The following is an 11,451-nucleotide window of genomic DNA, read 5'->3' as shown; positions in this document are numbered from 1 at the left end:
ATCCGAGGCGTTTTCCGGCCGCCCGTGCAGGCAAAGAGCAGGCATCGTCACGCAATGAGACAGTAACCTTACCCACCGTGGACCCTTTCCTCCATCAAGCGGACCTGCTGCCGCTCGTGACCCTCCAGCCGCCGGTGCGCCTCCTCCCGGCCGACGACCTCGCGGCCGTGGTCCGGGCGACGCCGGTCGTCCACGACCTGCTCCGCCTCGCCTCCACCGCCGGTGAGCCGGAGGCGGCGCGGCCGGAGCAGGGGCGGTTGTGGGGCGTGGCCGAGGACAGCCGGCTCATCGACGTACGCGACGGGGCCGCCACGACCGGCCCGGCGGTCGAGACCCTGGCGTCGGGGCCGGCCGAGGACGTGCTGGACACGTGGGGCGACATCCTCTACTCGCTGTTCTCCCCCGAGGCCGACGCCGCGGCGCTCGACGCGGGCACGAGCACCCTGCTGATGCTGCTCAGCCACCGCGACGCCCTGCCGGTGTCGGAGATCCCCGAGCTGACCGACGAGGCGGCCGACGAGCTGGCCTGGTTGCGGCTGATCCGGCGCGAGGGCTCGTCGGTGTCGCTGACCCCGCTCGGCACGTGGAGCGCGCTCGACCTCTTCAAGACCCTCATCGGCCAGGACATCCCGGTCCACGGCGGCACGGCCGGCGCCGACGCCCCCACGCTGCTGCGGGCCCTGCGCACCTACGACGACGACGAACGCGCCGAGGAGGTGCGCGTCTGGCTGGGCGGGCGCGATCCGGCGCGGGCCGCCGAGGAGATCGCCGACGTCCTGCTCGACGTCAGCCCGCTGAGCCGGGCCGTCGGCCTGACCGTGTTGCTGGAGGACCTCGGCCGGCCGGGGCAGGAGATCGCCGCCGCGTTGCGCGAGGTGCCCCGGCTCGGAGCGCTCATCCGGGCCCGGGAGAAGGAGGACCACGACGTCCCGCCCGCCCCCGTCGACGTGGCCTGGGTGTACGCCGACATGACCGTGGCCGCGATGGAGATCGGCGGGCCGGCCGAGTCGATACTTCAGCTCTCCGGCAACCTCGACGTCGACGACGTGCTCAGCATGCTCGGCATGATGACGTGCAGCGACCATCCCTACACGACGCCGATGCTGCGCTTCCTCATCGAGCACCATCCGGCGCCCCGGGTGGCCTCGGCCGCGCGCGTGGCGTTGCAGCGGTGGCGCGGGGTGCACGTACGGCCGCCGGGCGAGCGCGGGCGTCTGCCCAGGAAGCCCCGCAAACCGGGCAAGACGGCGGGCGCCCAGAAGCGCCGGCGACGCTGACCGCGCCTGCCCAGGGCGGGGCCTGAAGGGCCGGAGCTTGGAAGGGCACAACTCGCGGGTCAGGGCTTGCGGGTCAGGGCTTGCGGGTCAGTTTGAGGGCGGCGCCGATGCGTTCGGCCCACTGCCAGGGGGCGTCCGTGCCGCCGGGCAGGGCGTTGTAGTACTCCCAGCCGCTCACCCCGCCCATCCCGGGATGCCGGTGCAGCAGCTCGGCGACGGTGGCGGCCAGGCGGTCGACCTCGACGTAGCCGCCGCCCCCGTTGTCGGGGCTGGTGACCGCCCCGGCCACCAGCTTGCCCGCCGGCACCACTCCCCCGGCGAGCACGGCGTCGTAGTCGCACGGGTCGGCCAGGCTCCACGGGCCGCCGTACATCGGCAGGTTGAGCCAGGCGAGGTCGGCGCCCCGGTCGCGGAAGACCTGGTCGTGGTCCACGGCGGCGGACGGGGTGAGCGCGAGCAGGAAGGCGGGGCCGAAGTCGGCGCGCAGCCGGTCGATCAGGCGTCCGAGGCCGGGCGGCGACATGGGCTCGGTCAGGTGCAGGTCCACGCCGTCGAGGCGGCGGCGGGCGAGCAGGCGGCGCAGCGGCGGGTAGCAGGTGCCGAAGTCGTGGTCGAGGCGGTCGAGACCGTCGATCATGGCCAGGGCACGGGCTCCGTACACCTGGGTGACCTGCACGTCGTCCCACATCTGGGCCAGGTCGGGGCAGTCGGGCGGGGCGCCGTTGAGCCGGACGTCGCCGCCCTCGTCCACCTCCACGGTGGCGACGACCAGGTGGGTGAGGCCGGTACGCCGTTCGATCAGGGGCAGCGGGGAGACGTAGAGGCCGCCGTCGCAGTGGGTCCGGTAGTACATCACCAGGCGGGGTGTGTGCTGGGGCAAGGCACGTCCTCCGTGAGGAATGAGGTGATACTTCACCATGTTCCACACCAAGGGTGAGATCAAAACTACCCTCGGTTAATTTTGCCCGGCGCGGCGAGGTGCTCAGCGGCCCGCGCGCGGCGGTCTGACCGGCTCCTTCGCGGCCGAGCCCAGGGGCAGCATGACCTCGACCCGCGTCCCGGCCCCCGGCCCGCTGTTGACGACGCAGATGCCGCCGAGCTCGGCCGCCCGTTCCCGCATCGAGCCGAGTCCCACCCCCGCGCTGTACGCGGCGGGCAGCCCGCGGCCGTCGTCGGCGACCAGCACGCGCAGCACCGAGTCCCGCTGGAGCACGATGCGGGCGCGGGAGGCCCTGGCGTGCCGCCGGATGTTGGTCAGCGCCTCTTGGACGATCCGGTAGACGGCCACCTCGACGGCGGCGGGCAGGTCGGTCAGGCTGCCCTCGACCTCCACCTCGATCTCGGTGTCCGGGGAGGACTGACCGGCCAGCTCGCGGACGGCCCTGGCCAGGCCGAGATCGTCGAGCGCGGGCGGGCGCAGGCCGTACACCAGCTCGCGGATGTCGTCGGTGACCGCGCCCATGCCGGTGTGCAGCTCGCGCAGCAGCTCGTCGGCGGCGTCGGGGGACTTCTTCAGGCTCATCCTGGCCATGTTGATGGTCATGGCCATGGCCGAGAGGGTCTGGCCGAGCCCGTCGTGCAGGTCGCGGCGCAGGCGGCGGCGCTCCTCCTCCCTGGCCGTCAGGATGCGTTCCCTGGACCGCTGCAGGTCGGCGGCCATGCGCACGGCGTGCGCCACGTCGGCGGCGTACGGCGTGAGCGTGGTGAGCACGCGCTCGTTGTGGGCGGCGGGGAAGCGGCGCGGGCCGGGCGGCCCGACGAACAGGCGGCCGACGCGCTCGCCGTGCCACACCAGCGGCACCTGGCGGGGCTCCGCGCCCACCCGGCCGCTCTCGACGTAACGCGGCTCGCCGTCGGCGACCTCCACGGCCACGCCCTCGACCGCGAGCCCGTCGCGCAGCACGCTGACCACGGAGGTCAGCGCCTTGGCCGGGTCGCCGCGCCGGACGGCCTGGGTCAGGCGTTCGGCCAGCACGGCGGGGTCGCCGACGCTGCCGTACAGGAAGCGGTCGACGGCGCGTTGCAGCACGTGCCGCAGCGGCTGGAAGAACGCGCCCGCGAACAGCGCGGCGGCGATGCCCGCGATCTCGTCGTAGCCGGAGACCACGAGGCTGGACAGCGCGCCCGCGCCGAAGTAGACCGCGCTCACCACGGCCACCAGCCCGGCCGCGACGAAGGCCCGGCTGATCACCGTGTCGATGCCGTAGAGCCGGTAGCGGGTCACCGAGAACGCGACGGCGACCGGGATGAGCGCCGCCCACACGACGCTCGGCCACAGGAGCGCCGGCACGAACGCTGCCGTGATCAGGAACACGACATAGCCCGCGAACGCGAACAGCGGCCATCCGATCTGCCGCCTGCCCACCGGGTCGGCCCGCCGCAGCCGCAGCGCCAGGGAGAGCGCCGTCAGCGCCATGGCGACGTAGATGCCGGTCCAGGCGACCATGGAGACGGCCTCCACGTACGGCCCGAGCGCGCGGATCTGCAGCGGGTTGGGGATGACGGCCGGGTAGGGGTAGCTGCCGGGGGGCGGGTCGGGCCGGAACACCGAGCGGGCCAGGTCGAGCCCGAGCGAGAACGCGCCCAGCAGCAGCACCCACCGCCAGCGCGGGGAGGGCAGCCGCCCGTCGGGCGAGTAGAGCGGCAGCAGCATGGTGAGCGCCAGGCCGCACACCGCCCACCCGACCTGCGCGGGGAAGCGTACGAGCCCGGCCGCGACCAGGTCGCCGTCGGCGGCCAGCCGGAACATCAGCGCGCTGGACAGGTCGCTGACGGCGGCGGCGATGCCGCCCGCGACCATCAGCCACGCCATGTTCAGCCGCGGCCGGTGGAAGATCAGGAACGCGCCGACCGCGGGGAAGGTCAGGGCGGCGGCCGTCTGGGGCGAGGCGGTTCGCAGCGGGGTCCACGCCTCCGGCAGGCGGGCGTAGACGAGCAGCGCGGCGACCGTGAGGACCGGCGAGGCCACCGCCATGACGACGGCCGTGACGCGCGCGAGCCGCACGCCCCGGCCCGCGGAGCCGCGCCCGGTCCCGCGACGCTCCGCCGGCCCGGCCTCTTCGGCGATCTCGGTGAACCCGGTCATCTCATCACCGCCTTCCCCAACACTTGAACAGGATTATGACCCTTTTACTGGGATAATCCGCCCGTTGTGTCCGGGCCGTTACCGTCCGACGCCTGCTCCGGCCTCTCACGGGGCCAGGACAGGCCTCAACCTACTCGACGGCGACGCGTGGTTTCCTATACGCATGCCCGAACCTGATCTCGTGATCGACGGCGGCGACAAGATGTGCGTGCAACTGCTCATCGAGCTGCGCGGGCACGTGCTGCGCGCCGGTCCCGGCGCCGTGATCCACCTGATCGCCACCGACCCCGCCGCGCCCGTCGACCTGCCCGCCTGGTGCCACCTGACCGGCCACTCCTACCTCGGGCCGGTGCCCGGTGCCGGGCGCCCGACGTACGCGGTGCGCGTCGCGGACGCCGCCAAGGAGACCGAGCCCACCCGTCCCTGGCACGCGGCCTGACGGCGGTCGTCACCCGTCAGCGGAAGGAGCGGCGGTAGGCCGCCGGGGTGGTGCGCAGCGCGGTGTGGAAGCGGCGGCGGAGGTTGACGGCCGAGGAGAGGCCGACGCGGGTGGCGATGGTCTCGACCGGCAGGTCGGTCTCCTCCAGCAGGGCGCGCGTGGCGGCCAGCCGTCGCTCCAGCAGCCAGCGGGCGGGCGGCACGCCGAGCTGGTCGGCGAACTGCCGGGTCAGGGTACGCGTGGAGACGCCCGAGTAGGCGGCCATGTCCTCGACGGTGACGGGGTCGGGCAGGCGGCCGAGCAGCCATTCGAGCAGCGGGGCCAGGGAGTCCGGCATGGGCCCCGCGGTGGGCAGCGGCGGGTACTGGCGCTGGCAGCCCTCACGGTGCGGCCCGGCGGCGAGCTGGCGGCCGATGCGCATGGCGTGGGCCGCGCCGTGGTCCTGGAGCACCTGGTGCAGGCACAGGTCGAGGGTGGCGGCCGAGGCTCCGGCGGTGGCGACGTCGCCGTGGTCCACGTAGATGACGGTGTCGTCGGGGACGACGAGCGGGTGGCGGGCGGCCAGCTCCCCGGACAGCTCCCAGTGGACGGACGCGCGGCGGCCGTCCAGCAGGCCCAGGGCGGCGGGGATGAAGATGCCCGCGCAGACGGCGACGATGCGCGCCCCGCGGGAATGGGCCCGGGACACCGCGTCGAGCACGGCCGGCGAGGGGACCAGGGTCCAGCCCGCGACGATCACGGTGTCGGCCTCGTCCATGGCTTCGAGACCGCTGTCCACCTGCATGGGGACGCCGAGGGTGGTGGGGAGCGAGCCCGGCCGCTCGGCGCACAGGGTGAAGCTGTAGTGCTGGGGGATGTCGGGGCCCTGGTAGCCGAAGACGGCCGAGGCCGAGGTGACGGGGTAGAGCTCCTGGTTGGGCGCGACCAGGGCGACCACGCGGTGCGGGCTCACGGGGGCCGGAGGCGTCTCGGGGCAGTCCAGGGGCATGGCGCAAATGTACCCAATGATGTCATTTGGGACACCAGCGCTTTGATCTGGAGAAATCCAGAATTGGGGCTCATGTGGACGAGGAGTTTCGCCCTCTACTTCGGGGCCCGCACGATCTCGCTGCTCGGCGACGCGATGATGCCCGTCGCCTCGGCGCTGGCGATCGGCAAAGTCTACGGGATCGCCGGCGTCGGCTTCGTGCTCGCGCTCTGGACCGCGTCGGCCGTGCTGGTCATGCTGTTCGGTGGGGTCGTCGCCGACCGGATCGGGCCCCGGCGCCTGATGATCGGCGCGGACGTGGTCAGGGTCGCCACCCAGGCGGTCGTCGCGGTCGCCTTCCTCGACGGGGTACCGCCGTTCGCCCTGCTGCTGGCGATGGCGTTCCTGTCGGGCATGGCCGCCGGGGTGTTCGAACCGTGCGTCAACGGGATGGTGCCGCTGGTCAGCGAGGATCCGCAGCGGGCCAACGCGACCCTGAAGATCGCCGAGGCGGTCACCCAGCTCGCCGGGCCCGCGCTGGCCGGGATCCTCATCGTGGCCACCGGGCCGGTCTTCGTCTACACCGTGGACGCCGCGACGTTCCTGGTCAGCGCGGTGTGCCTGCTGCTGGTGCGGGTCGCCGTGCCGAGGCCGGAGCCGTCCGACGTGCTGAGCGACCTGCGCAGGGGCTGGGAGGAGTTCAAGGCCAGGAGCTGGATGTGGTCGGTCATCCTGGTCTGGGTGTTCTGGGGCGTTCTGGTGGTGGGGCCGTACGTGCCGCTGTCGTCCCAGGTCATCGGGGCCGACTACGGCTGGGTGATCGCGGCGCTCGGCCTCGGGACCGTGCTGGGCGGGCTGGTGGCGATCAGGCTGAAGCCGCGCAGGCCGCTGGCGGCGGGGGCGGTGGCGCTGATCGGGTACGTCGCCGTGCCCCTGTCGGTCGCGCTCGGGCCGCCGCTGCCGCTGCTGATGGCCGGGCACCTGGCCGGTGGGTGCGCGATGGCGTTCTGGTCGGTGATGTGGTCGACGACCGTGCAGACGCAGGTCGCGCCGGACGTGCTGAACCGGGTCAACGCCTACCAGGTGGCCGGGTCGGTCGCGGGCATGGCGGTCGGGCAGGCGCTGGCCGGCCCCGTGACCGCGCTGGTCGAGCCGCGCGTCTTCATGCTGGGATCGGCCCTGGTGACGGTCGGCGTGGTGACGGCGCTGCTGGTGATCGGGCCGGTACGACGGCTCGGCCGCAGGTCGCAGGCGTCCGCGAGCGGACCGGTCACGGTCCCGGCGACGTAACCGGGGCCGGCGGCCGGGTGCCGGGCGGGCGGTGGAGGGGCCGTGTGCCCACGGCACGTGCCGCGGCCGGGGCGCGCGGCTGGCAGACCGCCCGCCCCCGTCTGCGGCACGTGCCGTCCCCTCCTCTTCGCGGCACGCGACGTGGGAGCCGCCCCAGCGTCCCCCGCGCTCGGGACGACTCCACCAGGTAAGAGCGCAGAGGTACCCGTATGAGTACGTCCCCACCCAAAAGATTTCTTGACAATTTTATTTGTCGGTAGCTACCGTGAGGTACCACGAAACGGAGGGAACACCATGAGCAGCATGATCAACTCCGCGGACGGCACCCCCATCGCGTACGAACGCGCAGGCCAGGGCCCGGCGGTCATCCTCGTGGACGGCGCACTCAGCTTCCGCGGCTCCAGCATCAACGGCGGCCTCGCCGAAGCGCTCGCCCCCGACTTCACGGTCTACACCTACGACCGGCGCGGGCGCGGCGAGAGCGGCGACACCAGGCCGTACGCCCTCGAACGGGAGGTCGAGGACCTGGAAGCGCTCGTCAAGGAGGCCGGCGGCTCGGTCCGCCTGTACGGCACCTCATCCGGCGCCGCCCTCGCCCTGGCCGCGGTCCGGAACGGCCTGCCGGTCGAGCGCCTGGCCCTGTACGAGCCGCCGTTCATCGTGGACGGCGCCCGTCCCCCGATCAAGGACGACTACCCGCGACGGCTGGAGGCGCTGGTGGCCGCGGGCCGCCGGGCCGAGGCTGTCAGGCTGTTCATGCGCGAGGGGGTCGGCCTGCCGGGGATCGTGGTGGCGATGATGCGGTTCATGCCCGCGTGGTCCAGGCTCAAGGCCGTGGCGCACACCCTGCCCTACGACACCGCGATCGTCTCCCCACACCAGCGGGGCGAGCCGTACCCGGAGGGCGCGTGGGCGTCGGTGACCGTTCCGACGCTCGTCGCCGACGGCGGGAAGAGCCCGCAGTGGATGCGCAACTCCGTCGGCGCGCTGGCGAAGGCGCTGCCCGCGGCCGACCACCGCACGCTCGACGGGCAGACCCACATCGTCAAGCCGGAGGCCCTGGCGCCGGTGCTGCGGGAGTTCTTCGCCTGAGAGCCTGAGAGCCCGAGAGCCCGAGGGCCGGCGGTCAGGCGGAGGCGGTGCCGAGCCAGCGGGTCCAGGCCGCCTCCAGGGCCTCGCCGTCCACCGGCACGTAGGCGTGGTGCTCCACCACCGCCATGCCGCGTCCCTGGACGAACATGTACAGGCCGTCGTCCGTACGGACCGCCACGAACGTGCCCGGGGCGGTCACCCACTCCACGACGCCCCGCTCCGGCGCCTGCCCCTCGATCGCGACCGTCACCTTCTCCCCCGCCACCGGGCGGCCGGCGACGCCGAGCGCGGCACCGAGCGCGGTCCAGAACCGCTCCTCCGACGCGCACGGGCCGGCCAGGAACAGGTTGTGGGTGGAGATCCTGCCGGGGAAGTGCCTGAGGTAGACGGCCAGCTTGTACAGGTACTGGAGGTCGCCGCGCTCGAGGTCCTCGTACTCCGACTCCCAGTCCTCGCCGAGAAAGCCGCTGTGGACGAAGCGGAGCACCGTGCTGCCCGAGTCGCGGGCTTCGAGCAGGTACTCGAAGGCCATGAACGTGCCGTCGGCGTTCTCCACGCCCCGGTGGGCCAGGCGCCTGCCCGGCTCCCAGGCGGTCACCACCGACTCGGTGGCGACGTCGGCGCCGAAGGTCTGCGTGCCCCGGCCGCCTTCGCGCGGTTCCAGTTCGGTACGGCCCATGAACCACGAGTCGATGCCGGGCCCCTCCGCGATGGCCCGCCAGACGACGTCGGGGGCGGCGTCCAGCGGGATCTCGTGGCGGATCTCGAACTCGTGCGGCATGGCGGTCTCCCTGTCACGGCCCGGCGCGGTGTGCGGCCGACGATCGCACCGACAATATCGCTTGTCAAGCCGACTCCTGTTGTCGGCATGCCTGTGGGGGACGGGAGCGAGGGGCATCCCTCTTGAGAGCGAGGCCGAGGATCGCCCGTCCCGGCGATCACATTCGGAGCGGAGAACCGCAGGATAAGTGCATCGCCCCGCCCTCGAGGAGACCCCTGATGAACACCCGCGCCGCCTTCGTGGCCGCCCCGCTGCTCGTCCTGTCGTACGGCGTGATCCGGATCATCGACGGCTTCGACGGCAGCCGGGGCCCTGGACTGGCCTGGACGACCGGCCATCTCGCCTTTCTTGCCGCCCTCGCCCTGTTCATCGTGATATTTCGGGATATGTGGCGGATGCTGGGCGGTGGCCGCATCGCCACCACCAGCCTCGTGGTCGGCCTGGTGGGCATCGCGTGCGCGGCCGCGCAGTTCGCGATCGACATCGTCGTCGGGTTCATGGCCGCCGACCACGCCGCGATGACAGTGCTGTGGGAGCAGATCCAGGCGGTCCCCCTCGTCAGCCTGGACCTCATGCCGGTCGGCGCCGTCCTCATGCTGGTGGCGTTCTGGCCGCCGGCCCGCCGCCAGGCCCTGGCCGGCGCCCGGCGCACGCTCGTCCATGCGTGAGGAACAATGGGACCCTGTGTCCGATCTGACGCTTGTCGACGTCTTTCGTCGCCGGCTTCGAGCGCTCCCCCACCTCTGGGTGGACGGGGCGCTCGCCCTGTTGATCGCGCTCGTCCAGGTCTGGCCGCTGGTCTCCAGCCATGACCCGTACGGCGGCAGGTGGGACTGGTGGGGCTACGTGGTCGCGATCGGCGCCTCGCTTCCCGTCGTCTGGCGGCGCCGGTGGCCGGTGACCATGCTGATCGCCAGCCTGGTCGTGGGCGCGCTCTACGACTTCGCCGACAACGTCGCCCGCCAGCCCATCTGGTACGGCGCCCTGGTCGCCTTCTACACGGTCGCCGCGTACTCACCCCGCCTGCCCAGGGTCGTCATGCTCGTCGTGACCCTCGTCGGCGGCCTGGCCGCCGTCGGCTCGTGGGAGACCGCGATGCGCGGGGTCGCCCTGTTCACCGCCGCCTACGCCATCGGCCGCGCGGCGGCCACGTCCCGCGCCCACGCCGCCGAGCTGGCCGAGCGCGCGGCCCGGCTCGAAAGGGAGCGTCAATTGGAAGCCGAGCGCGCGGCCGAACGCGAGCGGGCCAGGATCGCCCGCGACATGCACGACATCCTGGCCCACGCGGTCAGCCTCATGGTGGTCCAGGCCGAGGCGGGGCCCGTCGTGGTGCGCAGCAACCCGGCCAGGGCCGAGGCCGCCTTCGACGCCATCGCCGCCGCGGGCCGGGACGCGATGGTGCAGCTGCGCCGCATGCTCGGCGTACTGAAGGAGGACGAGCCGCAGGCGCCGCGGGCGCCGCAGCCGACCCTCGCGGACCTGCCCGCGCTGGCCGGTCAGGTGGCGGGCACCGGCCTGGACGTGAGCTTCGCCGAGTCCGGCGAGCCCCGCCCGATCGGCCCCGACAGCGCGCTGGCCGCCTACCGGATCACGCAGGAAGCGCTCACCAACATCGTCAAGCACTCCGGCGCCGACCGCGCCGAGATCCGGCTCACCTGGGAGGACGACCACCTGATGATCGACGTCACGGACAACGGGCGCGGCGGCGGCCGCGCGCTGCCCGCGGGCGGCAACGGCCTGATCGGCATGCGCGAACGGGCCGCGGCCTGCGGCGGCAGCGCGACCGCCGGCCCGCGCGCGGACGGGCCCGGCTTCGCCGTGTCGGCGCGGCTGCCGCTGGGGGCCGGCCGATGAGCGTGCGCGTCGTGGTGGCCGACGACCAGGAGCTGGTCAGGGGCGGGTTCGCGATGATCCTCGACGCCCAGCCCGACATCTCGGTGGTGGCCGAGGCGGGCGACGGGGTCGAGGCCGTGGCCGCCGTACGGGCGCACGAGCCGGACGTGCTGCTGCTCGACATCCGCATGCCCAGGATGGACGGCATCGAGGCGGCCCGGATCGTGTGCGCCGAGACCGCCTGCCGGGTGCTGATGCTGACCACGTTCGACCTGGACGACTACGTGTTCGACGCGCTGCGCGCGGGCGCGAGCGGGTTCCTGCTGAAGGACGTGCGGCGGGACGACCTGGTGACCGCGGTGCGCGTGGTGGCCGCGGGCGAGTCGCTGCTCGCGCCCACGGTGACCAGGAGGCTGATCGCCGAGTTCACCTCCCGTCCCGCGACGACGCCCGCCCCCGCGCACACGCTGGAGTCGCTGACCGCCAGGGAGCGCGAGACGCTGCAGCTGATCGCGCGCGGGCTGTCCAACGCGGAGATCGCCGAGGCCATGGTGGTCAGCGAGCACACCGTGAAGACGCACGTCAGCAACGTGTTGAGCAAACTGGGGCTGCGGGACCGCGTGCAGGCCGTGATCGCGGCCTACGAGTCGGGGCTGACCGTTCCCGGGGCGTAACGCGAGGGTCGGG

General features: G+C 73.2%; 11 protein-coding genes. 7 read left to right on the top strand and 4 right to left on the bottom strand.

Going from position 1 to position 11,451, the window contains the following annotated elements:
* Positions 1 to 77: 77 nt before the first annotated feature.
* Positions 78 to 1,277 (top strand): hypothetical protein, encoded by a 1,200-nt coding sequence (locus ACNF49_RS08480; protein WP_482943311.1) that lies wholly within the window; start codon positions 78 to 80, stop codon positions 1,275 to 1,277.
* A 73-nt stretch (positions 1,278 to 1,350) separates the two neighbouring features.
* Here the strand turns inward: ACNF49_RS08480 and ACNF49_RS08475 are convergent, their stop codons facing one another.
* Positions 1,351 to 2,157, bottom strand: coding sequence for a glycoside hydrolase family 18 protein (locus tag ACNF49_RS08475; RefSeq protein ID WP_482943310.1), 807 nt, complete (start codon positions 2,155 to 2,157; stop codon positions 1,351 to 1,353).
* 102 nt (positions 2,158 to 2,259) lie between these two features.
* Positions 2,260 to 4,362 carry a sensor histidine kinase gene (locus ACNF49_RS08470; protein WP_482943309.1) on the bottom strand — a complete coding sequence of 701 codons (2,103 nt, stop codon included), beginning with the start codon at positions 4,360 to 4,362 and terminating at the stop codon, positions 2,260 to 2,262.
* Between the two features lie 163 nt (positions 4,363 to 4,525).
* On the opposite strand from ACNF49_RS08470, the gene ACNF49_RS08465 reads away from it, so the two are divergent.
* Entirely contained in the window at positions 4,526 to 4,801 is a 276-nt protein-coding gene (locus ACNF49_RS08465) for a sulfurtransferase TusA family protein (protein ID WP_352323132.1), read from the top strand.
* A 16-nt stretch (positions 4,802 to 4,817) separates the two neighbouring features.
* On the opposite strand, the gene ACNF49_RS08460 is transcribed toward ACNF49_RS08465, so the two are convergent.
* A complete protein-coding gene (locus ACNF49_RS08460) occupies positions 4,818 to 5,789 on the bottom strand; it encodes a GlxA family transcriptional regulator (protein ID WP_482943308.1) in 972 nt (323 codons plus the stop codon).
* A 72-nt stretch (positions 5,790 to 5,861) separates the two neighbouring features.
* Between ACNF49_RS08460 and ACNF49_RS08455 the strand changes: the two genes are divergently transcribed.
* Positions 5,862 to 7,058 (top strand): MFS transporter, encoded by a 1,197-nt coding sequence (locus tag ACNF49_RS08455; protein WP_482943307.1) that lies wholly within the window; start codon positions 5,862 to 5,864, stop codon positions 7,056 to 7,058.
* Between the two features lie 303 nt (positions 7,059 to 7,361).
* Entirely contained in the window at positions 7,362 to 8,150 is a 789-nt protein-coding gene (locus tag ACNF49_RS08450) for an alpha/beta fold hydrolase (RefSeq protein ID WP_482943306.1), read from the top strand.
* Between the two features lie 34 nt (positions 8,151 to 8,184).
* On the opposite strand, the gene ACNF49_RS08445 is transcribed toward ACNF49_RS08450, so the two are convergent.
* Positions 8,185 to 8,931, bottom strand: a complete 747-nt coding sequence (locus tag ACNF49_RS08445) for an SRPBCC family protein (protein WP_482943305.1) — start codon at positions 8,929 to 8,931, stop codon at positions 8,185 to 8,187.
* A 218-nt stretch (positions 8,932 to 9,149) separates the two neighbouring features.
* Here ACNF49_RS08445 and ACNF49_RS08440 point away from each other — a divergent pair, with 218 nt between their 5' ends.
* Genes ACNF49_RS08440 through ACNF49_RS08430 form a run of 3 tightly spaced genes read left to right on the top strand, consistent with a single transcriptional unit; the run spans position 9,150 to position 11,438 of the window.
* The gene (locus tag ACNF49_RS08440) at positions 9,150 to 9,599 is read left to right on the top strand and encodes a hypothetical protein (RefSeq protein ID WP_482943304.1); all 450 of its coding nucleotides are present in this window, start codon (positions 9,150 to 9,152) and stop codon (positions 9,597 to 9,599) included.
* 16 nt (positions 9,600 to 9,615) lie between these two features.
* A complete protein-coding gene (locus ACNF49_RS08435; protein ID WP_482943303.1) occupies positions 9,616 to 10,785 on the top strand; it encodes a sensor histidine kinase in 1,170 nt (389 codons plus the stop codon).
* Positions 10,782 to 11,438 (top strand): response regulator, encoded by a 657-nt coding sequence (locus tag ACNF49_RS08430; protein WP_482943302.1) that lies wholly within the window; start codon positions 10,782 to 10,784, stop codon positions 11,436 to 11,438. Before ACNF49_RS08435 ends, ACNF49_RS08430 begins: the two co-directional genes overlap by 4 nt.
* Positions 11,439 to 11,451 lie beyond the last annotated feature (13 nt).

Source organism: Actinomadura sp. ATCC 39365 (genome assembly GCF_054392275.1).
Note: the sequence above shows the minus strand (reverse complement) of the source record. Positions and strands in the feature narration are given on the sequence as shown.